The following is a 25,732-nucleotide window of genomic DNA, read 5'->3' as shown; positions in this document are numbered from 1 at the left end:
GATCGTCGGGGGGTTCGGATGAGGGTGCTGCCGCGCTTCAGCCGTTGCCGAACCTCTTGTCGATGAAGTCGAAGAGCTCGTCGTCACTGACCTCTTCGAACGCTTCCGCCTCGGCGTCCGCCCCGGCGTCGTCCGCGGTGCGACGCACGTCGTTCCACTTCGCCAGCAGCGTCTGCAGGCGCACCGCGATGTTCGCATGCGCGGCCTCGTCCTCCGTCACCGAGACCAGCTCCTCCGGCGTCAGCGAGGACAGGCTGTTCTCCAACCGCTCCAGCTCCTCCAGTACGGACACTTCCGGCCCCTCGGCCTCCGGCGCCACTTCCTGGCGCAGACGGCGCGCGAGCGCCACCGGCGTCGGGTAGTCGTAGACCAGCGTGGCCGTCAGCTTCAGCCCGGTGGCCGCGTTGAGCCGGTTGCGCAGCTCAACAGCTGTCAGCGAGTCGAAGCCAAGATCCTTGAACGCCTGCTCGGCGCCCACCTGGTCCTTCGAGGCGTAACCCAGCACCGCGGCCACCTGACGGCGGACCAGGTCCAGCACGGTCCGCTGCTGCTGGGCCTCCGACTGCCCGGCCAGTCGCTGGGCCAGGGTGCCCTCGCCGGTGTCCGCCACGGCCTCCGGGGCGGCGGGGCCACCGGCCGCGGCGCGGCGCACGGGGGTGCGCACCAGACCGCGGTGGAGCGGCAGCAGCTCCCCGGTGGCGGCCGCGGCGCGCAGCGTCGCCATCTCCAGCCGTACGGGCACCAGGACCGCCTCGTCGGGCACGGCGTGGGCCGCGTCGAACAGGGCGAGCCCCTCCGCCGCGGACAGCGGCAGCACCCCGCCGCGCGCCGCCCGCTTCCGGTCGGCCTCGCCGAGCCTGCCGCCCATGCCCCGCTCCTCGGCCCACATGCCCCACACCAGGGACAGCGCGGTACGGCCGGTGGCGCGGCGGTGGCCGGCGAGGGCGTCGAGGAAGACGTTCGCCGCCGCGTAGCCGCCCTGGCCCGCGCCGCCCAGCGTGCCGGCCGCGGCCGAGAAGAGCACGAAGGCGGACAGGTCCAGATCGCGGGTCAGCTCGTGGAGATTGACGGCCGCGTCGACCTTGGGCCGCAGCACCGCGTCCACCCGCTCGGGCGTCAGCATGTCGATGACGCCGTCGTCGAGGACGCCCGCGGTGTGCACCACGGCCGTCAGCGGACGGTCGGCCGGAATCGTGGCCAGCAGCCCGGCCAGCGCCTCCCGGTCGGCCGCGTCGCACGCGGCGACGGTGGCCCGCGCGCCCAACTCGGCGAGCTCCGCCACCAGTTCGTCCATACCGTCGGCGGCGGGGCCGCTGCGGCTGGTCAGCAGCAGATGGCGGGCGCCGTGCGCGGTGGCCAGATGGCGGGCGAACAGCCTGCCCAGACCGCCGGTGGCCCCGGTGATCAGCACGGTGCCCTCCGGGTCGATGGCCATGGCAGCCTCGGCCGCGCCGGTGGTCATGACAGTTCCGGTGGCCGGGGTCGCCTCGACCCTGGCCAGGCGTGGCGCGTATGCCGCCCCGGCGCGCAGCGCCAGCTCGGGCTCGCCCGAGTCCAGCGCCGCCGCGATCGCCGGGTACGACACCTCGCCGTCCACGTCCAGCAGGACGAACTGGCCCGGGTTCTCCGTCTGCGCGGACCGCAGCAGACCCCACACCGGTGCGTTCACCAGGTCCGCCACCGCCGTGTCACCGGCCGCGGCGACCGCGCCACGGGTGACCACCACCAGCCGGGCCGCACCGGGCCGGCCGCCGTTCAGCCACTCCTGGAGCAGGCCCAGGACGCGGTGGGTGGCCGTGTGCGCGGCGGCGGCGAGGCCGCCCTCCGCGACGCCCGGCTCCGGCGGGAACGGCACCAGCACGGTGTCCGGCGCGGGCCCGCCCGCCTCGACCGCCGCGTTCAGCGAGCCGAGGTCGTCATGGACCGTGGCACGGAACCCGGCCGTCTCCAGGGCCACGCTCAGCTTGAGCTCATCGCCGCCGATGACGGCGAAGCCCTCCGACGCGGCCTCCGAGGGCGCCGCCACCGGCGCCCAGTCGATACGGAACAGCGACTCATGGCGGTCGGACGCGGCCGCACCGGCGATCCGGTCCACCTCCAGCGCCCCGGTCACCAGCGCGTCCACCGACGCCACCGGCGCACCCGACTCATCGGCCGCCACCATCGACACCGCGCCGTCCTCGGTCAGCGCGAGCCGTACGCGCAGCGCCTCGGCGCCCACCGCGTACAGGCTCACCCCACGCCAGGAGCGCGCCACCACGGCACCGCCCGCGCCCAGCGCCAGCGGCTGCAACGCGCCGTCCAGCAGGGCCGGGTGCAGGGCGAAGCGGGCCGCCTCGGGCTGCCGCTCCTCCGCGATCCGCACCTCCGCGAACACCTCCTCGCCACGCCGCCAGACGCGGCGCAGGCTCTGGAACGCCGGGCCGTGCAGCAGCCCGGCCCGCGCCATGCTCGCGTACAGCTCATCGGTGTCGACCGCCTCCGCGTCGGCGGGCGGCCAGACGGACAGCGACTCGGCGCCGCCACCCGCCGGGGCGCCACCCGCCGGAGTGCCACCCGCCGGGGCCTCGCCCGAGGCGAGCACACCGGCGGCGTGCCGGGTCCACCGCCGGTCCGTGTCCGCGCGCTCGTCACGCCCGTACACGGCCAGCGGACGGCGGCCGTCGGCGTCCGGCTCGCCGACCGACACCCGCAGCCGCACCCCGCCGCGCTCCGGCAGGATCAGCGGCTGGTCCAGGGTCAGCTCCTCCAGCAGCGCACAGCCCACATGGTCCCCGGCGCGCACCGCCAGCTCCACGAGCGCGGAGCCCGGCAGCACGGCCGTGTCCGCGACCGTGTGGTCCGCCAGCCACGCGTGCGAGGCGAGCGACAGCCGCCCGGAGAACACATACGCGTCCGCGTCGGGCAGTTCCACCGCCGCGCCCAGCAGCGGGTGATCGGCCGAGCCGAGCCCCGCCGAGGCCACCTCGTCCAGGCTGAGCTGGGCGTCGACCCAGTACCGGCTGCGCTGGAAGGCGTACGTCGGCAGCGCGACCTTCCGCGCACCCGTACCGGCGAAGAACGCCTCCCAGTCCGGGGCCAGGCCACGGACGTACAGCCGGGCCAGCGCGCCCGTCACCGCCTCGGCCTCCGGCCTGCCCTTGCGCAGCGCGGGCAGCAGCTCGGCCGCTTCGGGCTCGGCCAGGCAGTCCCGCGCCATGGCGGTGAGGACACCGTCGGGGCCGAGCTCGACGTACGTGGTGACGCCTCGGGCTTCGAGGGTGCGGACGCCGTCGAGGAAGCGGACGGCCTCCCGGACGTGGCGCACCCAGAAGTCCGGGCTGGTGATCTCCTCGGCGGAGACCAGCTCACCGGTGAGGTTGGAGACGATCGGGATGCGCGGGGCCTCGTACGTGAGCCCCTGCGCCACCTCGCGGAACGCCTCCAGCATCCCGTCCATGCGCGGGGAGTGGAACGCGTGGCTCACGGTGAGCCGCTTGGTCTTCCGACCCTGCGCCTCGAACGACGCGGCGATCTGCAGTGCCGCGTCCTCGTCACCCGCGATGACCACGGAGGTGGGCCCGTTGAGGGCGGCGATCGACACGCCGTCGGTGAGCAGCGGCGCAACCTCGTCCTCGGACGCCTGCACCGCGATCATCGCACCACCGGCCGGGAGTTCCTGCATCAGTCGGCCACGCGCCGCCACCAGCGAGCACGCGTCGGCGAGCGACAGCACACCCGCCACATGCGCGGCGGCCAGCTCACCGATCGAGTGCCCGGACAGGAAGTCCGCCTTCAGACCCCAGGTCTCCACCAGCCGGAACAGCGCCACCTCGATGGCGAACAGCGCGGGCTGAGTGAAGCCCGTCTGGTCCAGCGCCTCGGCGTCCTCGCCGAACAGCACATCCCGCAACGGCCGTCCCAGGTGCCCGTCCAGATGCGCGCACACCTCGTCCAGCGCGTCCGCGAACACCGGGAAGGCGTCGTACAGCTCACGGCCCATGCCCAGCCGCTGGCTGCCCTGCCCCGTGAACAGGAACGCCACCTTGCCACCGGCCACCGCGCCCTCGACCAGGCCCGGCACGTCGGACTCGCCCCGCGCCAGCGCCGCGAGACCGGCCACCAGCCCGTCCCCGCTGTCCGCGGTGAGCACGGCCCGGTGGTCCAGGGCGGCGCGGGTCGTGGCCAGCGAGTACGCCACATCGGTGGCGGCCGGTGCGGCCTCGCCGCCGAGGTGGGCCAGGAGCCGTTCGGCCTGACCGCGTACGGCGGCCGGGGACTTGCCCGACAGCACCCACGGCACCGTCGGCAGCTCCACCGCCGGGGTGGCGGCGGGGCGCTCCTCCGGCTCCGGGGCCTGCTCCAGCAGGGTGTGCGCGTTGGTGCCGCTGATGCCGAACGCCGACACCGCCGCCCGGCGCGGACGGCCGGTCTCCGGCCACTCCCGCGCCTCGGTCAGCAGCTCCAGCTCACCGGCGGACCAGTCGACATGCGGGGTCGGCTCGTCCACGTGCAGCGTCGGCGGCAGCACACCGTGGCGCAGCGCCAGCACCATCTTCATCACACCGGCGACACCGGCCGCGGCCTGCGTGTGCCCGATGTTGGACTTGATGGAGCCCAGCCACAGCGGCCGGCCCTCCTCGCGGTCCTGCCCGTACGTGGCCAGCAGCGCCTGCGCCTCGATCGGGTCGCCCAGCGTCGTACCGGTGCCGTGCGCCTCGACCGCGTCCACCTCGGACGCCGACAACCCCGCACCCGCCAGCGCCTGCCGGATCACCCGCTGCTGCGACGGACCGTTCGGCGCGGTGAGGCCGTTGCTGGCACCGTCCTGGTTGATCGCGCTGCCACGCACGACCGCCAGCACCTCATGCCCGTTGCGCCGGGCATCCGACAGCCGCTCCACGAGCAGCATGCCCACACCCTCGCCCCAACCCGTGCCATCCGCACCCGCCGCGAACGCCTTGATCCGCCCATCAGCAGCCAGCCCACGCTGACGACTGAAGTCCACGAACGACCCCGGCGTCGACATCACCGTCACACCACCGGCCAACGCCAACGAGCACTCACCCGCCCGCAACGCCTGAATCGCCCAGTGCAACGCCACCAACGACGACGAACACGCCGTATCCACCGTCACCGCCGGACCCTCAAGACCCAACGCATACGCCACCCGACCCGACATCACACTGGCCGCGTTACCCGTCCCCATGAAGCCATCGCCGCCGTCCGGCGAGTGGAGGACGAGCGACATGTAGTCCTGGCCGTTGGTGCCCGCGAACACGCCGACCTGCCGGCCGCGCAGCGTGGTCGGATCGATCCCGGCCCGCTCGAACGCCTCCCACGAGGTCTCCAGCAGCAACCGCTGCTGCGGATCCATCGCCAGGGCCTCACGCGGCGAGATGCCGAAGAACGCCGCGTCGAAGTCCCCGGCGTCCGCCAGGAATCCGCCCTCGCGGACATAGCTGGTGTGCTCGGTGGCCGAGTCCGGGTCGTACAGCGCCTCCAGGTCCCAGCCGCGGTCGGCGGGGAAGCCCGTCACCGCGTCCTGCCCGGAGACCAGCAGCCGCCACAGCTCCTCCGGCGACCGCACACCGCCCGGGAAGCGGCAGCTCATCCCGACGATCGCGATCGGATCGTCGGCGACGGCCACCGCCGTGGACGGCACACCGGCCACCGTCTCGGCCGCGCTCTCCTCGCCCAGGATCTCCGTGCGGAGGTGGGCGGCGAGCGCCGAGGACGACGGGTAGTCGTACACCAGGGTGGGCGGCAGCCGCAGCCCGGTCACGGTGTTCAGCCGGTTGCGCAGCTCCACCGCCGTCAGCGAGTCGAAGCCCAGGTCCCGGAAGGCCCGGTCCGCCTCGACGGCCTCCGCGTCCGAGTGGCCCAGCACATCGGCCACGGCCGAGCGCACCAGGTCCAGCAGCATCCACTCGCGCTCCGCCGCCGGGACCCCCGCGAGCCGCAGGGCCAGTGAGGACTCGTCCACGCCGCCACCGGCCGTACGGACCGTACGCCCGCCCTCGGCCTCCAGCGCCGTACGCGCCTCGGGCAGCTCCCGCAGCAGCGGGCTCGGCCGGGAGGCGGTGAAGCCGGGGGCCAGCCGCTCCCAGTCGATGTCCGCGACCGTCACCGCGGTCTCGTCCAGGTCCAGGGCGCGCTGGAGCGCGGCGATGGCCAGGTCCGCCGCCATCGGCGGTACCCCGGCGCGGCGCATGCGCTGCTCCAGCGCGTCGTCCGCGGCCATCCCGCCCTCGGCCCACGGGCCCCAGGCCACCGAGGTGGCGGGCAGGCCCTCGGCCCGGCGACGCTCGGCGAGCGCGTCCAGGAAGGCGTTCGCGGCGGCGTAGTTGGCCTGCCCGGCGGCGCCGATCGAGCCCGCGAACGAGGAGAACAGGACGAAGGCCGTCAGGTCCAGGTCCCGCGTCAGCTCGTGCAGGTTGGCCGCGGCATCGGCCTTGGCACGCAGGACGGAGGCGAAGCGCTCGGGGGTCAGCGACTCCAGAACACCGTCGTCCAGCACCCCGGCCGCGTGCACCACCGCCGTCAGCGGCAGTTCGGCCGGGAGCCCGGCCACCAGCGCGGCCAGCGCCTCGCGGTCGGCGGCGTCGCAGGCGGCGACGGTGACCCGGGCACCCGAGGCGGCGAGTTCGTCCCGCAGCTCGGCCGCACCGGGGGCGTCGAGGCCACGGCGGCTGGTGAGCACCACGTGTTCGGCGCCCCTGTCGATCAGCCAGCGGGCCACATGCGCGCCCAGCGCGCCCGTACCGCCGGTCACCAGCACCGAGCCCGCGCCCGGCCGCCAGTCGCGGCCACGCTCGGTCGTGGCGGCGGTCTCGGCGGCCCGGGTCAGCCGGCGGCCGAAGACGCCGGAGGCGCGCACCGCCACCTGGTCCTCGCCCTCGCCACCGGCCAGCACGCCCGCGAGCCGGGACAGCGCACGGTCGTCCACCGTCTCCGGCAGATCGACCAGACCGCCCCACCGCTCGGCCAGTTCCAGGGCCGCGACCCGGCCCAGACCCCAGACCCGCGCCTGCCACGGGTCCACCGGACCGTCCGCCCGGCCGGTCGAGACCGCGCCGCGCGTGGCGACCCACAGCGGCGCGTCCACGGCCAGGTCGCCCAGCGCCTGTGCCAGGGCGGCCGTGCGGAGCAGCCCGTCGGCCCCCTCCGTCAGGGACGGCAGCGCGAACACACCGGCCACCGGCGCGTCGGCGACCGCCTCGCGCAGCGGCTCGGCCATGCCCGTACGGTCCTCGGCGGTCAGCTCGACGGTCCGCACCTCGGCGCCGCGTGCGGACAGCGTCCGTACGACACCCTCGGCCAGTGCGCCATCCGCCCCGCCGCCCGTCCCGCCGCCCGTCGCGTCGGCCGGGGCGACGACCAGCCAGCGGCCGGTCAGCGTCCCCTCGGCGCGTGCGGCCACCGGCTTCCAGGCCACCTGGTAGCGCCAGGCGTCCACGGTGGACCGCTCGCCCTGGCGGCGCCGCCACGAGGACAGCATCGGCAGGACGGCGCCCAGCGAGGAGAGCGCGTCGGCGTCCTCGGACTGGAGCGTCCCGGCCAGGGCCGCCAAGTCCTCGCGCTCCACGGCCTCCCAGAACCGCGCGTCCACGGAATCCACGGCCGCGACGGCCTCGCGGACCTCCTCCGGGTTCTCCACCCAGAAGCGCTGCCGCTGGAAGGCGTAGGTCGGCAGCTCGACCGTGCGGGCTCCCGTACCGGCGAAGAACGCCGCCCAGTCCGGGGCGAGCCCCCGGGCGTGCAGCGCGGCGAGGGCCGCCGTCAGCGCCACCGGCTCGGTACGCCCCTTGCGGAGCGCCGAGACGAAGGCGGCGGCATCGCCGGACACGCACTCCTGGGCCATGGCGGTGAGCACACCGTCGGGGCCCAACTCGACGTAGGTCGTGACGCCCTGGGCCTCCATCGTCCGGACGCCGTCGAGGAAGCGGACGGCCTCGCGGACGTGGCGCACCCAGAAGTCGGCGGTCGTGATCTCCTCGGCGGAGACGACGTCCCCGGTGAGGTTGGAGACGATCGGAATGCGCGGGGCCTGGTAGGTCAGCCCCTCGGCGACCTCGCGGAACGCGTCCAACATGCCGTCCATGCGCGGGGAATGGAAGGCGTGGCTCACGGTGAGCCGCTTGGTCTTACGACCCCGCGCCTCGAAACCGGCCGCGATCTCCAGAGCCGCGTCCTCATCACCGGCGATGACGACGGAGGTGGGCCCGTTGAGCGCGGCGATGCTGACGCGCTCGGTGAGCAGCGGCGTCACCTCGTCCTCGGACGCCTGGACGGCGATCATCGCGCCACCCGCCGGAAGCTCCTGCATCAACCGGCCACGCGCCGCCACCAACGTCGCCGCATCCGCCAGCGACAGCACACCGGCCACATGCGCGGCGGCCAGCTCACCGATCGAATGCCCGGACAGGAAGTCGGCCCGCAGTCCCCATGCTTCGACCAGCCGGAACAGCGCCACCTCGACCGCGAACAACGCGGGCTGAGTGAACCCCGTCCGGTCCAGCGCCTCGGCGTCCTCCCCGAACAGCACCGTCTTCAGCGGCCGTTCCAGATGCGCGTCCAGCTCGTCGCAGACCGCGTCCAGCGCCTCCGCGAACACCGGATAGGCGTCGTAGAGCTCACGCCCCATCCCCAGCCGCTGGCTGCCCTGACCGGTGAACAGGAAGGCCACCTTGCCGCCCTCGGCCACCGTTCCCTGGATCAGCCCGGCCGCCGACTCGCCACGTGCCAGCGCCTCCAGGCCGGACAGCAGCCCGGCGCGGTCCTCGCCGACGACCACCGCGCGCCGCTCCAGCGCCGCCCGGCCCGTCGCCAGCGAGTGGCCGACGTCCGTGGTGTCCAGCTCGGGGTGGGTGGCGAGGTGGGCGAGGAGCCGTTCGGCCTGGCCGCGCAGGGCGGCCTCGGACTTGCCCGAGAGCACCCACGGCACCGTCGGCAGCTCCGCCACCGGACGGCCGGTCGCGGGAGTCTCCTCGGGGGCGGGGGCCGGGGGCTGCTCCAGGATGGTGTGGGCGTTCGTACCGCTCACACCGAACGACGAGACGGCCGCCCGGCGGGGCCGGCCGAGCTCCGGCCACGGCCGGGCCTCGGTCAGCAGCTCGAGGTCGCCCGCCGACCAGTCCACGTGCGGGGTGGGCTCGTCCACGTGCAGCGTCCGCGGCAGCACCCCGTGCCGCATCGCCATGATCATCTTGATGATGCCCGCGACACCCGCGGCGGCCTGGGTGTGGCCGATGTTGGACTTCAGCGAGCCCAGCCACAGCGGCTGCCCCTCCGGCCGGTCGCGGCCGTAGGTGGCGAGCAGGGCCTGGGCCTCGATCGGGTCGCCCAGCGTCGTACCCGTGCCGTGCGCCTCCACCACATCGACATCGGCGGTGGTGAGCCGGGCGCTGGTGAGCGCGTCGCGGATGACGCGCTGCTGGGACGGGCCGTTGGGCGCCGTCAGACCGTTGGAGGCGCCGTCCTGGTTGATGGCGGAGCCGCGCACGATCGCCAGCACGCGGTGGCCGTTGCGCCGCGCGTCCGACAGCCGCTCGACGAGCAGCATGCCCGCGCCCTCGGCCCAGCCGGTGCCGTCCGCCGACGCCGCGAAGGACTTGCAGCGGCCGTCGGTGGACAGCCCCTGCTGGCGGCTGAAGTCGATGAACGTGTCCGGGGTGGCCATGACGGTCACACCACCGGCCAGCGCCATCGTGCACTCGCCGTTGCGCAGCGCCTGCGCCGCCAGGTGCAGCGCCACCAGCGACGACGAGCACGCCGTGTCGATGGTGACCGCCGGGCCCTCCAGGCCGAAGGTGTACGCGACCCGGCCCGAGGCGATGGAGCCCGCGCCGCCGGTGCCGAGGTAGCCCTCGAGCCCCTCGGGGACGGCGGTGAGCCGGGTCAGGTAGTCGTGGTACATGACGCCCGCGAAGACACCGGTCTTGCTGCCACGTACGGCCGTCGGGTCGATCCCGGCGCGCTCGAACGCCTCCCACGACGTCTCCAGCAGCAGCCGCTGCTGCGGGTCCATCGCCATGGCCTCGCGCGGGTTGATCCCGAAGAAGTCCGGGTCGAAGTCGGCGGCGTCGTGCAGGAAGCCGCCCTCGCGGGTGTAGCTGGTGCCCACCTGGTCCGGGTCGTCGCTGTAGAGCGCGTCGAGGTCCCAGCCACGGTCGACGGGGAAGTCGGAGATGGCGTCGGTGGCGCCGATGACGAGCTGCCACAGCTCCTCGGGGGTGGTGACCCCGCCCGGGTAGCGGCAGCTCATGCCGACGATGGCGATCGGCTCGTCCTCGGTGACGGCCGCCACCGGGACCGGGGTGTGCACCTCCGCCGACTCCTCGCCCACCAGCTCGGTCCGCAGATGACGGGCCAGGACCCGCGGGTCCGGGTAGTCGAAGATGAGCGTCGCGGGCAGCCGCAGCCCGGTGACCGAGTTGAGCTGGTTGCGCAGCTCGACAGCGGTCAGCGAGTCGAAGCCCAGCTCCTTGAACGCCCGGCCCGAACCGATGGTCTCCGCACCCGCGTAGCCGAGCACGGTGGCCACCTGCGCCCGGACCAGGTCCAGCAGCAGCCGCTCCTGCTCCGCCGTGCTCAGCCCGGCGAGCCGCCCGGCGAGGCCGGACTCGCCGCCCGCCGCGACCGCGTCCACCGCGCGCCGCGCCGGGCCCCGCACCAGACCGCGCAGCAGCGGCGAGACGGCGGGCTGGTTGCGCAGCGCCGCGAGGTCCAGGCGCATCGGCACCAGCGACGCCTCGTCGACGGTCAGCGCGGCGTCGAAGAGCCGCAGCCCCTCCGCCACCGGCAGCGGGGGCACTCCGGCCCGCCGCATCCGGGTGATGTCGGCCTCGTCCAGGGTGTCGCCCATGCCGCCACCGGCCCACAGGCCCCACGCCAGCGCGGTGGCCGGCAGGCCCTGGGCGGCGCGGAGCTGGGCGAGGGCGTCCAGGAAGACGTTGGCGGCCGCGTAGTTGCCCTGACCCGGGCCGCCGAACACACCGGCGGCCGAGGAGAACAGCACGAACGCCGACAGGTCGAGGTCGCGGGTGAGCTCGTGGAGGTTCCAGGCCGCGTCCACCTTCGGGCGCAGGACGTGGTCGACGCGCTCGGGGGTGAGGGAGCCGATCACACCGTCGTCCAGCACACCGGCGGTGTGCACGACGGCCGTCAGCGGGTGCTCGGCGGGGACGGCGGCGAGGGCCGCGGCGAGCGCGTCCCGGTCCGCCACGTCGCAGGCCGCCCAGCGCACACTCGCGCCCAACTCGACCAGTTCGGTGGTGAGTTCCTCCGCACCCGGCGCCTGGTCGCCGCGACGGCTCACCAGCAGCAGATGCCGTACGCCACGCTCGGCCACCAAGTGGCGGGCGAACAGGCCGCCCAGCGAACCGGACGCGCCCGTGACCAGCACCGTGCCGTCCGGATTCCACTCCGGGGCCTGGCTGTCGGCCGCCGAGGCGGCGCGGGCCAGCCGTGGTGTCTTGAGGACGCCCTCCCGCACCGCGACCTCGTCCTCGCCGCTCACGAACACCGCGGGCAGCGCGGCCCGCGAGTCGTCGTGGCCGTCCAGGTCGATCAGGAGGAGCCTGTCCGGGTTCTCGGCCTGTGCGGAACGCACCAGACCGCGTACGGCGGCGCCCGCGAGGTCCGTCACCGGCTCACCAGTCTCGGTGGCCACGGCCGCCGAGGTCAGCAGGACCAGACGTGAGTCCGTGAAGCGGTCGTCGGCCAGCCACTGCTGTAGCAGGCCCAGCACCTGGGTGGTGGCCTGGTGCGCCGTGGTGGCGGGCGAGGGGCTTTCCCCCACCCCGCCCCTTCCCACAACGTGGGGCTCCGCCCCAAGACCCCGGTCCTCAAGCGCCGGACGGGCTGGAGATGCCGCACCCGGGCATTCGAGTGCCGCGCCGTCTGCGTGCGGGTTGGTACGCCCTTCGGGCGTGTCCTCAAACGCCGGACGGGCTTGATTCGCCGCACCCCGGCGTTCAAGTGTCGCACCCCGGCGTTCAAGTGCGGCACCGTCCGAGTGCACGGCCGGACGGGCTTGATGCGTCAGGTCCACCACGACCTGGTCCGGCAGCGCCGTTCCGGAATCGACGGCCTCGCCCAGCGCGGCCAGGTCCGGGTACGCCGTGGCGCCCAGCCCGTACGCGTCCGTGCCCAGCACCGCCCACCGGCCATCACCCGGAGCGTCGGCCACGTCAGCAGCTGCGGCCGTCGTCCACTCCACGCGGAACAGCGACTCGTGGTAGGCCGTGCGCGCGCTCCGCAACCGCTCGGCCGAGACCGGGCGCAGCACCAGCGAGTCCACGGCCGCGACCGGCGCGCCCGTGGCGTCCGCGATCTCCAGCCGGACGCCGTCGCCGCCCACGGCGGCCATCCGCACCCGCAGCGTGGCCGCGCCGCTCGCGTACAGCGACACCCCGGTCCAGGCGAACGGCAGCCGCCCCTCGGTCTCGGTGCCGCCGAGCCCGGCCAGGCCGAGCGCGTGCAGCGCGGCGTCCAGCAGCGCCGGGTGCAGCCCGAACGCGGCGGCCTCCTCGGCCGTCCCCTCGTCCAGCGCCACCTCGGCGAACACCTCGCCGCCGCGCCGCCACGCCCTGCGCAGCCCCTGGAACGCGGGCCCGTACGCGAAACCGACGTCCCGCAGCTCGGCGTAACGGTCGCCGACCGCCACCTCGGCGGCGTCCGCCGGAGGCCACGCGGTCAGTTCGAACGACGCCTCCGGCGCACCGCCGGACGCCAGCACACCGGACGCGTGCCGGGTCCACGGCTCCTCGGCCGACAGGTGCTCGGCCCGGGAGTGCAGTTCCAGCGGACGGCGGCCGGTGTCATCGGCCGCGCCGACCCACAGCCGGAGCTGGACCCCGCCGTCCTCGGGCAGGACCAGCGGCGCCTCGAGGGTCAGCTCCTCCAGCACCTCGCAGCCGACCTGGTCACCGGCCCGGACCGCGAGCTCCACGAACGCGGTGCCGGGCAGCAGCACGGTGTCCATGATGGTGTGATCGGCGAGCCACGGGTGCGTGGACAGCGCCAGCCGCCCGGTGAACACCATCCCGTCGGCACTGGGCAGTTCGGCACTGGCACCGAGCAGCGGGTGCTCGGCCCGGCCGAGTCCGGCCGCGGCCACGTCGCCGAGGAACAGCGACGAGACCTTGGGCCAGTAGCGCTGCCGCTGGAAGGCGTACGTGGGCAGCTCGGCCAGCTCGTCCGGCGCCAGCCGCGTGGCGCCGGTCCCGGCGTAGAAGGCCGCCCAGTCCACCGCCACGCCACGGACGTGCGCCCGTGCCACGGCCGTGGTCAGCGCCTCGGCCTCGGGGCGGTCCTTGCGCAGCGCGGAGATGAACGCGGTGTCGGGCGCGGCGTCGGACGCGGCGTCGGTGACGCACTCCTGCGCCATCGCGGTCAGGACCCCGTCCGGGCCCAGCTCGATGAACGTGGTGACGTCGCGTGCTTCGAGAGTGCGGATGCCATCCAGGAAGCGGACGGCCTCGCGGACGTGGCGCACCCAGAAGTCGGCGGTCGTGATCTCCACGGCGGAGACGACGTCCCCGGTGAGGTTGGAGACGATCGGGATCCGCGGGGCCTCGTACGTGAGCCCCTCGGCCACCTGACGGAACGCGTCCAACATCCCGTCCATGCGCGGCGAGTGGAACGCGTGGCTCACGGTGAGCCGCTTGGTCTTACGACCCCGCGCCTCGAAACCGGACGCGATCTCCAGCGCCGCGTCCTCGTCACCCGCGATGACCACCGACGACGGCCCGTTGAGCGCGGCGACGCTGACCCGCTCGTTCAGCAGCGGCGTCACCTCGTCCTCGGACGCCTGGACGGCGATCATCGCGCCACCCGCCGGAAGCTCCTGCATCAACCGGCCACGCGCCGCCACCAACGTCGCCGCATCCGCCAGCGACAGCACACCGGCCACATGCGCGGCGGCCAACTCACCGATCGAATGCCCGGACAGGAAGTCGGCCCGCAGTCCCCACGCCTCGACGAGACGGAACAGCGCCACCTCGACCGCGAACAACGCGGGCTGAGTGAACCCGGTCTGATCCAGCGCCTCGGCGTCCTCCCCGAACAGCACCGACTTCAGCGGCCGTTCCAGATGCGCGTCCAGCTCATCGCAGACCGCGTCCAGCGCCTCCGCGAAGCCCGGGTACGCGTAGTACAGCTCACGCCCCATCCCCAGCCGCTGGCTGCCCTGACCGGTGAACAGGAACGCCACCCGGCCACCGGCCACCGCGCCCCGTACGAGCCCGGCCGCCGTGCGGCCCTCGGCGAGCGCCGCCAGGCCGGACAGCAGCCCGTCCCGGTCCTCGGCGACCAGCGCCGCGCGCTCCTCGAAGGCCGAGCGGCCCACGGCGAGCGCGTAGCCGAGGTCGGCCGTGCGGAGTTCGGTCCGCGCGCTCAGGTGGCCGTGCAACTGCTCGGCCTGGGCGCGCAGCCCGTCTTCCGTACGGGCCGAGAGCAGCACCGGCAGGGCCGCCGGGCCCTCATCGGCGTCCGCGACAGCCTCAACGGCGTCAGCCGCCGGGGCCTCTTCCAGCACGGCGTGTGCGTTGGTGCCGCTGAAGCCGAACGACGACACGCCCGCACGCCGCGGATGGCCGGTCTCCGGCCACTCCCGCGCCTCCGTCAGCAGGCTGATGTCGCCCGCCGACCAGTCCACATGCGGGGTGGGCTCGTCCACGTGCAGCGTCCTCGGCAGCACCCCGTGCCGCATGGCGAGGACCATCTTCATGACACCCGCGACACCGGCCGCGGCCTGTGTGTGGCCGATGTTGGACTTGATGGAGCCGAGCAGCAGCGGCTGCCCCTCCGCCCGGTCCTGGCCGTACGTGGCGAGCAGCGCCTGCGCCTCGATCGGGTCGCCCAGCCTGGTGCCCGTGCCGTGGGCCTCGACCGCGTCCACCTCGGACGCCGAAAGCCCCGCACCCGCCAGCGCCTGCCGGATCACCCGCTGCTGCGAGGGACCGTTCGGCGCCGTCAGACCGTTGCTCGCACCGTCCTGGTTGACGGCCGTGCCGCGCACGAGCGCGAGCACCGGGTGGCCATTGCGCCGCGCGTCCGACAGCCGCTCCACGAGCAGCATGCCGACGCCCTCGCCCCAGCCGGTGCCGTCCGCGTCGGCCGCGAACGCCTTGATCCGGCCGTCCTCCGCGAGTCCGCGCTGACGGCTGAAGTCCACGAACACACCGGGCGTGGACATCACGGTCACACCGCCCGCGAGCGCGATCGAGCACTCGCCGCCGCGCAGCGCCTGGATCGCCGAGTGGAGGGCGACCAGCGAGGAGGAGCAGGCGGTGTCGATGGTGACCGCCGGGCCTTCGAGACCGAAGGTGTAGGCGAGCCGGCCCGAGATCACGCTGGCCGCGTTGCCCGTGCCCATGTGGCCTTCGAGGCCCTGCGAGTCGCCCAGCAGCAGGGACAGATAGTCCTGGCCGTTGGTGCCGACGAAGACACCGGCGGTGGAGCCGCGCAGCGTGGCCGGGTCGATCCCGGCCCGCTCGAACGCCTCCCACGACGTCTCCAGCAGCAGCCGCTGCTGCGGGTCCATGGCCAGCGCCTCGCGCGGCGAGATGCCGAAGAACGCCGGGTCGAAGTCGGCCGCGTCCCGCAGGAATCCGCCCTCGCGGACGTAGGAGGTGCCCTCGACGTCCGGGTCCGGGTTGTAGAGCGTGTGGAGGTCCCAGCCGCGGTCGGCGGGCATGTCCGAGATGACGTCCGTGCCGGACACCAGCAGCCGCCACAGCTCCTCGGGGGTGCGGACACCGCCCGGGAAGCGGCAGCTCATCGCGACGATCGCGATCGGATCGTCGTCGGCCGCCGGGCCCGCCACCGGCGAGGTGCCGCCCGTGGCCGCCGCCTGCCCGCCGAGCAGCTCGGCGAAGAGGTGGTCGGCGAGGGCGAGCGGCGTCGGGTAGTCGTAGACGAGCGTGGCGGGCAGCCGCAGATCGGTGGCGGCGCCCAGGCCGTTGCGCAGTTCGACCGCGGTGAGGGAGTCGAAGCCGATCTCGCGGAAGGCCCGTTCGGCGCTGATATCGGTCACATCGGCGTGGCCGAGGACCTCCGCGACATGGGTCCGTACGAGATCCAGCAGCGCCCGGTGGCGCTCCGCCTCGGGCAGGCCGAGGAGGCGCCGCGCGAGCGTGGAGGCCGTCTCGGCGGGCGCGGCCTCGCTGGTCGCGGTGACAGCGGCCTGCCGCACCTCGGGCAGGTCGGCCAGCAGCGGGCTGGGGCGGCCCGCGGTGAAGCCCGGCGCGAACCGGTCCCAGTCGACATCGGCCACGGTCACGGCCGTGTCGCCCAGGTCGAGGGCGCGCTGGAGGGCGTCGATCGCGAGATCGGCGTCCATCGGCGGCATCCCGGCGCGGCGCATGCGCTGCTCCAGCGCCTCGTCGGCGGCCATGCCGCCCGCGGCCCACGGGCCCCAGGCGATCGAGGTGGCGGGCAGGCCCTGGGCGCGCCGCCGCTCGGCGAGCGCGTCCAGGAAGGCGTTCGCGGCGGCGTAGTTGGCCTGGCCCGCGGCGCCCACGGTGCCGCTGGTCGAGGAGAACAGCACGAACGCGGACAGGTCCAGCTCGCGCGTCAGCTCGTCCAGCGCGAGCGCGGCCTCGGCCTTCGCGCGCAGGACGGTGGCGAAGCGCTCGGGGGTCAGCGACTCCAGGACGCCGTCGTCCAGCACCCCGGCCGCGTGCACCACCGCCGTCAGCGGAAGCTCGGCGGGGAGGTCTGCCAACAGCGCGGCCAGGGCCCCGCGGTCGGCCACATCGCACGCGGCGACCGTGATCCGGGCGCCGGACGCGGCGCCGGACGCGGCGAGTTCATCGCGCAGCTCGGCCGCGCCCGGGGCGTCGAGGCCACGACGGCTGGTGAGCACCACGTGTTCGGCGCCCTTGTCGATCAGCCAACGGGCCACCTGGCCGCCCAGCGCGCCCGTACCGCCCGTCACCAGCACCGTGCCGTGAGCGCTCCAGCCCTCGGCCTCCGCCACCTGCCGTGCGGTCGCCCGCGCCAGCCGACGGCCGAACACCCCGGAGGCGCGGACGGCGATCTGGTCCTCGGCCCCGGCTCCGGCGAGCACCACAGCGAGCCGCGAGAGCACCCGGTCGGTCATCGTCTCGGGGAGGTCGATGAGACCGCCCCAGCGGTCCGGCAGCTCCAGGGCCGCCACCCGGCCCAGGCCCCAGACCCGGGCGCGGGCCGGGTCCACCGGCTCGCCCTGCCGCCCCGTCGAGACCGCGCCCCGGGTGGCACACCACAGCGGCGCGTCGATCGCGGCGTCGCCCATGGCCTGCACGAGGGCGGCCGTGGGCAGCAGGGCGTCGGCGTCCCCGGTGGCCAGCAGCGACAGCACACCGGCCACGGCGTCGCCGTCGGCCGCCGTGCGCAGCCGCTCGGCGATCCCCGCGCGGTCCTCGTCGGCACCGTCGGCCAGGTCGAGCCGCCGCACCTCGGCGCCCCGCTCGGTCAGCGTACGGACGACACCGTCCGTCCACGCGTCGGCGACGGCGTCCTCGGCGGGGGCGACGACGAGCCACACCCCGGACAGCCGGGCCGCGGAGCCCAGCGACAGCGGCTTCCACGCCACCTGGTACCGCCAGCCGTCCACACCCGCGGCGGCGGCCAGGCTCGCCACCGGCTCTTCGGGCCAGTAGCGGCGGTGCTGGAAGGCGTACGTCGGCAGGTCCACGCGGTTCCCGCCGGTCCCGGCGAAGTACGCGGCCCAGTCCGGCGCCACGCCGCGCACATACGCGCGGGCGACGGCCGTGGTCAGCGCCTCGGCCTCGGGACGGTCCTTGCGCAGCGCGGAGACGAACGCGGCGTGGGACGCGGAGTCGGTCACGCAGTCCTGGGCCATGGCGGTCAGGACACCGTCGGGGCCGAGTTCGATGAAGGTGGTGACGCCCTGGGCCTCGAGGGTGCGGACGCCATCGAGGAAGCGCACGGCCTCGCGGACGTGGCGCACCCAGAAGTCGGCGGTCGTGATCTCCTCATCGGAGACCACGTTGCCGGTGAGGTTGGAGACGATGGGGATGCGCGGGGCCTCGTACGACAGCCCCTCGGCCACCTCGCGGAACGCGTCCAACATCCCGTCCATGCGCGGCGAGTGGAACGCGTGGCTGACGGTGAGCCGCTTGGTCTTACGACCCCGCGCCTCGAAACCGGCCGCGATCTCCAGCGCCGCGTCCTCATCACCCGCGATGACCACGGACGTGGGCCCGTTGAGCGCGGCGATCGACACCCGCTCGGTGAGCAGCGGCGTGACCTCGTCCTCCGACGCCTGCACCGCGACCATCGCGCCACCGGCCGGAAGCTCCTGCATCAACCGCCCACGCGCCGCCACCAACGTCGCCGCATCCGCCAGCGACAACACACCCGCCACATGCGCGGCAGCAAGCTCACCGATCGAATGCCCGGAGAGGAAGTCGGCCCGCAGCCCCCACGCTTCGACCAGCCGGAACAGCGCCACCTCGACCGCGAACAACGCGGGCTGAGTGAAACCGGTCTGGTCGAGCGCCTCGGCGTCCTCCCCGAACAGCACCGTCTTCAACGGCCGTTCAAGGTGCCGGTCCAACGCGTCGCAGACCGCGTCCAGCGCCTCGGCGAACACCGGATAGGCGTGGTACAACTCGCGGCCCATTCCGAGCCGCTGGCTGCCCTGCCCCGTGAACAGGAACGCCGTCTCGCCCTCGGCGACCGCGCCCTCGACCAGCCCCGGCGCGGACTCCCCCCGCGCCAGCGCGTCGAGACCGGCCAGCAGGTCGTCCCTGCCGTCCGCGACCACCACCGCGCGGTGGTCGAGCGCGGCACGGCCGGTGGCCAGGGTGTGGGCCACGTCGGTCGGTTCGAGATCGGGCTGGGCGGTCAGGTGGGCGTACAGCCGCTCGGCCTGGGCGCGCAGGGCGTCGGTGCCCTTGGCCGAGAGCGCGTACGGCAGCACACCGGAGCCGTCCCGCTCGGCGTCCGCCACCGGCTCCGCGTCCGCCACCGGCTCGGCGGCGATGGCCGGGGCCTGCTCGATGATGGTGTGCGCGTTGGTGCCGCTGATGCCGAACGACGACACCGCGGCCCGCCGCGCGCGGCCGGTCTCCGGCCACTCCATCCGCTCCGTCAGCAGCGCGATGTCACCGGCCGTCCAGTCGACGTGCGGCGACGGCTCGTCCACGTGCAGCGTCTGCGGCAGCACCCCGTGCCGCATCGCCATCACCATCTTGATGATGCCCGCGACACCGGCCGCCGCCTGGGCGTGGCCGATGTTGGACTTGATGGAGCCGAGCCACAGCGGCTGCTCCGGGGCCCGCTCCTGGCCGTACGTGGCCAGCAGCGCCTGCGCCTCGATCGGGTCGCCCAGCGTCGTACCCGTGCCGTGCGCCTCGACCACGTCCACATCGCCGCTGGTCAGCCCGGCGCTGGCCAGCGCCTTGCGGATGACGCGCTGCTGGGACGGGCCGTTCGGCGCGGTCAGGCCGTTGCTCGCACCGTCCTGGTTGACGGCCGAGCCGCGCACCACGGCCAGCACCTGGTGGCCGTTGCGCCGCGCGTCCGACAGCCGCTCCACGAGCAGCATGCCGACGCCCTCGCCCCAGCCGGTGCCGTCCGCACCCGCCGCGAACGCCTTGCAGCGGCCGTCGGCGGCGAGGCCGCCCTGGCGGCTGAACTCGGTGAAGTGGCCGGGCGTCGTCATCACGGTGACACCGCCCGCGAGCGCCATCGTGCACTCGCCCTGGCGCAGCGCCTGGATCGCCCAGTGCAGCGCCACCAGCGACGACGAGCACGCCGTGTCGACGGTGACCGCCGGGCCCTCCAGCCCGAGGGCGTAGGCGATACGACCGGACATGACGCTGCCCGCGTTGCCCGTCATCACATGGCCCGCGACCTCCGAACCGGCCTGCTCCAGGCCCGCGTCGTAGCCACTGTAGGCCGCGCCGACGAACACGCCGACCGAGCGGCCGCGCAGCGAGTCCGGGTCGATCCCGGCGCGCTCGAAGACCTCCCAGGACGTCTCCAGCAGCAGCCGCTGCTGCGGGTCCATGGCCAGCGCCTCGCGCGGCGAGATGCCGAAGAAGGCCGCGTCGAAGAGGTCCGCGTCGTGCAGGAAGCCACCGGCGCGGGCGTAGTCGGACGGGCCCGCGTCGGCCTCGTCGCCGTCCGCCGCCCACTGGCTCTCCCAGTTGCGGTTGACGGGGAATCCGGTGATGGCGTCCGAGCCCGTGGCCACGAGCTGCCACAGGTCCTCGGGCGAGCGGACGTCGCCTGGGTAGCGGCAGCCCATCGCGACGATGGCGATCGGGTCGTCGGCGAGGGAGGCGGTGGCGGTGGTGGTGGCGAGTGCCGGGTCCGCCTGCTCGGCCTCGGCCGCGTTCTCGTCCGGGCCGAGGAGTTCGGCGCGCAAATGGTCGGCGAGGACGGTGGGGTTGGGGTGGTCGAAGACGATCGTGGTGGGCAGCTTGAGCCCGGTGGCGGCGGAGAGCCGGTTGCGCAGTTCGACGGCGGTGAGCGAGTCGAAGCCCAGCTCCTTGAAGGCGCGGCGCGCCTCGATGGCGTCGGCGGAGGCGTGGCCGAGGGCCGTGGCCACATGGCCGCGCACGAGGTCCAGCAGCGTCCGGCGGCGCTCGTTCGGGGAGAGCGCGCGCAGCCGCTCGGCCAGGGATGAACCCGCGGCGAGCGCGCCCGCGGCGGTGCGCCGGCCGGTGGTCCGGATCAGCCCGCGCAGCAGCGCCGGGACCGGGCCGGATCCGGCGGCGGAGCGCAGCGCGGCGAGGTCGAGGCGGGCCGGGATCAGCAGGGTACGGCCGGTGCGGCGGGCGGCGTCGAAGAGCGCCATGCCCTCGTCGTCGGTGAGAGCGCCCATGCCGCTGCGGGCCAGCCGCAGCAGATCGGTCTCGGTCAGACCGCCGGTGATCCCGCCGGACCGGGCCCACAGGCCCCACACGAGCGAGGTGGCGGGCAGGCCCGCGGCGTGGCGGTGTGCGGCGAGGGCGTCGAGGAAGACGTTGGCCGCGGCGTAGTTGGCCTGGCCCGCACCGCCCAGCGTGCCCGCGATGGCGGAGAACAGCACGAAGGCCGACAGGTCGAGGGCGCGGGTCAGCTCGTGCAGATTCCACGCCGCGTCCACCTTCGGACGCAGCACCCGCTCCAACTGCTCGGGCGTCAGGGTGGCCGCCGTGCCGTCGTCCAGCACACCGGCGGTGTGCACGACGGCCGTCAGCGGATGCTGGGCCGGGACGGCGGCCAGGGTCGCGGCGAGCGCGTCGCGGTCCGCGGCGTCACAGGCCGCGAGGGTGACCTCGGCGCCCCGCGTACGGAGTTCGGCGGCCAGCTCGGCGGCGCCGTCGGCGTCCGCGCCACGACGGCTGGTCAGCAGCAGGTGGCGTACGCCGTGCTCGGCCACCAGGTGGCGAGCGAGCAGCCGGCCCAGGGCGCCGGTGCCACCGGTGATGAGCACGGTGCCATCGGCGTCGAACGCGGGGGCGGCGACCACGGAGCGATTGGCCGAGGCCGAGGTCGAGGCCGAGGTCGAGGCCGAGCCCGGGCCCGGGGCCGGGGCCGGGGCGCGGGTCAGGCGGGGGGCGAGGGCGCGGCCCGCGCGCAGGGCGAGCTCCGGTTCCCCGGTGGCCAGGGCGTCGGAGAGCGCGTCGGCGGAGGTCTCGTCGAGGTCGACGAGGACGAAACGGCCGGGGTTCTCGGTCTCGGCGGAGCGCACCAGACCCCACAGGGGCGCGTGCGCCAGATCGGTGACGCCCTCCTCGGCGTCGGCGGCCATCGCGCCCCGGGTGACGAGCACCAGGCGCGCGTCGCCGAACCGCTCATCGGCCAGCCAGCCCTGCACCAGGGCCAGCGCACGCCGCGCCTCCCGGTGCGCGGCCTCGGCCATGCCCTCGTTCGCGTCGCCGGATATGGGCGCGAAGGACGCGAGGACCAGCTCGGGGGCGGTGGTGTCGCCCGCCTCGACGGACGCGCCCAGCGCGGCCAGATCGGGGGCGCAGTCGGCGGCCGCTCCTGCCGCGACCAGCCCGAACGGGTCGTCGCCCAGGACGATACGGCGGGCGGCGGCGTCCGGACCGGCGGAGGCGGTCTGCGGGGCCACCCAGTCCAGCCGGAACAGGCTCTGCCGCGCCACGTCCGCGTCACCGGTGAGGTCGTCCGGGAGCGGACGGCACCGCAGGCCGTCCACGGCGGCGACCGGCTCGCCCGTGGCGTCGGCGAGCGCCAGGGACACCGTGTCGGCTCCGGCGGGCGCGATCCGTACGCGCAGCGCGGACGCGCCCTCCGCGTACAGGGAGACGCCCTGCCAGCCATCGGTCAGTCGGGCGCCATCGCGGCCGTGGAGGGCGTGCAGGGCCGCGTCCAGCAGCGCCGGGTGCACGGCGAACTCATCGGCGCCGGGCTTGGTGTCATCGTCCAGCCGGACCTCGGCGAAGAGTTCGTCCCCGCGCCGCCAGGCGGCCGTGAGCCCCCGGAACGCCGGGCCGTACCGCAGCCCGTCCTCGGCCAGCCGGGCGTACAGCGCCTCGGGCTCGATGGCCTCGGCGGCGGTCGGTGGCCACTCGGCCAGGTCGAACGACGGGCCGGGGGCGCCGGAGGCGAGCACACCACTGGCGTTCCGGACCCACGCCGTGTCGGCGGGGGCGTCCTCCGCGCGGGAGGAGACGGTGAACGAGCGGTGCCCGGAGTCGTCCGGCGCACCGACCGTGACCTGGAGCCGGACGCCACCGCGTACGGGCAGCACCAGCGGGGTGTGCGGGGTCAGCTCGTCGAGGAGGTCACAGCCGAGCTGATCACCGGCCCGGACGGCAAGCTCCACGAACGCCGAGCCCGGCACCACCACCGCGTCCCGGACCATGTGCTCGGCCAGCCACGGATGGGTGTCGAGGCCCAGCCGTCCCGTGAACACCAGCCCATCGGTCTCCGCCAGCGGCACCGCGGCGCCCAGCAACGGGTGCCCCGCCAACTCCAGCCCCACGGAGGCCACGTCGCCCACGGACGCCGCACCCGGCTCCAGCCAGAACCGCTCGCGCTGGAAGGCGTACGTCGGCAGGTCGACGCGCTGGGCGCCGGTGCCGGCGAAGTACGCGGCCCAGTCCGGCGCCACACCACGCACATGGGCCCGCGCGAGGGCGGTGGTCAGCGCCTCGGCCTCGGGACGGTCCGTGCGCAGCGCGGAGATGAACGCGATGTCGGACGCGGAATCGGTCACGCAGTCCTGCGCCATCGCGGTGAGCACACCGTCCGGGCCCAGCTCGACGAACGTGGAGACGTTCTGCGCCTCGAGGGCCCGTATGCCGTCGAGGAAGCGGACGGCGTCGCGGACGTGGCGCACCCAGAAGTCGGGGGTCGTGATCTCCTCGGCGGAGACGACGTCCCCGGTGAGGTTGGAGACGATCGGGATCCGCGGGGCCTCGTAGGTCAGCCCCTCGGCCACCTCGCGGAACGCGTCCAACATCCCGTCCATGCGCGGCGAGTGGAAGGCGTGGCTGACCGTGAGCCGCTTGGTCTTACGGCCCTGGGCCTCGAAACCGGCCGCGATCTCCAGAGCCGCGTCCTCATCACCCGCGATGACCACGGACGTGGGCCCGTTGAGCGCGGCGATCGAGACCCGCTCGTTCAACAGCGGCGTGACCTCGTCCTCGGACGCCTGCACGGCGATCATCGCGCCGCCGGTGGGCAGCTCCTGCATCAACCGCCCACGCGCCGCCACCAACGTCGCCGCATCCGCCAGCGACAACACACCCGCCACATGCGCGGCGGCCAACTCACCGATCGAATGCCCGGAGAGGAAGTCCGGCCGCAGCCCCCACGCCTCCACCAGCCGGAACAACGCCACCTCAACCGCGAACAACGCGGGCTGAGTGAACCCCGTCTGATCCAGCGCCTCGGCGTCCTCCCCGAACAGAACGTCCTTCAAAGGCCGTGCGAGATGCGCATCCAGCTCCGCACACACCTCATCCAACGCCTCCGCGAACACCGAATAGGCGTCGTACAACTCACGCCCCATCCCCAGCCGCTGACTCCCCTGCCCCGTGAACAGGAACGCCACCTTGCCACCGGCCACCGAACCCTCAACCACACCCGGCGCACCACGACCCTCAACCACCGCACCCAAACCAGCCAGCAGCCCCGCACGATCCTCAGCCACCACCACCGCACGGTGCTCAAAGGCCGACCGCCCGGTCGCCAGCGAGAACCCCACATCCACCGGCCGCAGCTCGGCCCGAGCCTCCACATGCGCCACCAGCCGCTCCGCCTGAGCACGCAGCGCGGCCGCACCCCGCCCCGACAGCACCCACGGCACCACACCCGGAGTCACAGCAGCACCCGAAGGAGCCTCAGTCGCCTCCGCCGCCTCCACCACCGGCGCCTGCTCGATGATCGTGTGCACATTCGTGCCACTCACGCCGAACGACGAGATGCCCGCCCGGCGCGGACGGCCGGTCTCCGGCCACGGCCGCGCCTCGGTCAGCAGGGACACCTCTCCCGCCGACCAGTCGACATGCGGGGTGGGCTCGTCCACGTGCAGCGTCTTCGGCAGCACCCCGTGCCGCATCGCCATGACCATCTTGATGACGCCACCGATACCGGCGACGTTCTGGGTGTGGCCGATGTTCGACTTCAGCGAGCCGAGCCACAGCGGCCGACCCTCCGGCCGCTCCTGGCCGTACGTGGCCAGCAGCGCCTGCGCCTCGATCGGGTCACCGAGCGTCGTGCCCGTGCCATGGGCCTCCACCGCGTCCACGTCGGCGGCGGAGAGCCGGGCGTTCTCCAGGGCCTGGCGGATGACGCGCCGCTGGGACGGGCCGTTCGGCGCCGTCAGACCGTTGGACGCACCGTCCTGGTTGACCGCCGAGCCGCGCACCACCGCCAGCACCGGGTGGCCGTTCCGCCGCGCGTCCGACAGCCGCTCGACCAGCAGCACGGCGACGCCCTCGGACCAGCCGGTGCCGTCCGCCGAGGCCGCGAAGGACTTGCAGCGGCCGTCGGCGGAGAGCCCGCGCTGACGGCTGAACTCCACGAAGACATCCGGGGAGGACAGCACGGTCGCGCCCGCCGCCACCGCCAGTGAGCACTCGCTCTGCCGCAGCGCCTGGACCGCCAGGTGCAGCGCGACCGAGGACGACGAGCAGGCGGTGTCGATGGTGGCCGCCGGGCCCTCGAGACCGAAGGCGTAGGAGAGCCGCCCGGACGCGACGCTGGAGGCGGTGCCGGTGAGCAGATGGCCCTCGACGCCCTCCGGCAGGTCGTACTCCCCCGCCCCGTACGCCTGTGTGGACGCGCCGACGAACACACCGGTGCGCGAACCCCGCACCGTCGCCGGGTCGATCCCGGCCCGCTCGAACGCCTCCCACGACGTCTCCAGCAGCAGCCGCTGCTGCGGATCCATCGCGAGCGCCTCACGCGGCGAGATCCCGAAGAAGCCCGGGTCGAACCGGCTCGCGTCGTACAGGAAGCCGCCCCCACGGGCGTAGAACGTGCCCTCGCGCTCCGGGTCCGGGTCGTACAGCGCCTCGATGTCCCAGCCGCGGTCGTCGGGGAAGCCGGAGATGGCGTCCTGGCCGTCCGCGACGAGCCGCCACAGCTCCTCGGGGCTGCCGACGCCGCCGGGGAACCGGCAGCTCATGCCGACGATCGCGATCGGTTCCCGGGAGGCGTCGGTGAGCTGCTGGTTCTGTTTCCGCAGCCGCTCGGTTTCCTTCAGCGAGGCCCGCAGCGCGTCAACGAGCTTTTCGTTGGGGGTTGTCATCGTGTACTCCGTGCTTGG

1 protein-coding gene is annotated in these 25,732 nt (G+C 74.4%); it reads right to left on the bottom strand.

Annotation, left to right across the window (positions count from 1 at the left end):
• Window positions 1–37: 37 nt before the first annotated feature.
• Window positions 38–25,714 (bottom strand): type I polyketide synthase, encoded by a 25,677-nt coding sequence (locus tag ACZ6TD_RS30325; protein WP_471343247.1) that lies wholly within the window; start codon window positions 25,712–25,714, stop codon window positions 38–40.
• Window positions 25,715–25,732: the final 18 nt, after the last annotated feature.

This window comes from Streptomyces yongxingensis (genome assembly GCF_055597465.1).
The sequence above is the reverse complement of the archived record's forward strand: the minus strand, read 5'-3'. Positions and strand labels throughout refer to the sequence as shown.

Bases quoted from the DNA above. Each gene is read 5' to 3' on its own strand.
- ACZ6TD_RS30325 (WP_471343247.1), bottom strand. From the start codon at position 25,714: ATGACAACCCCCAACGAAAAGCTCGTTGACGCGCTGCGGGCCTCGCTG.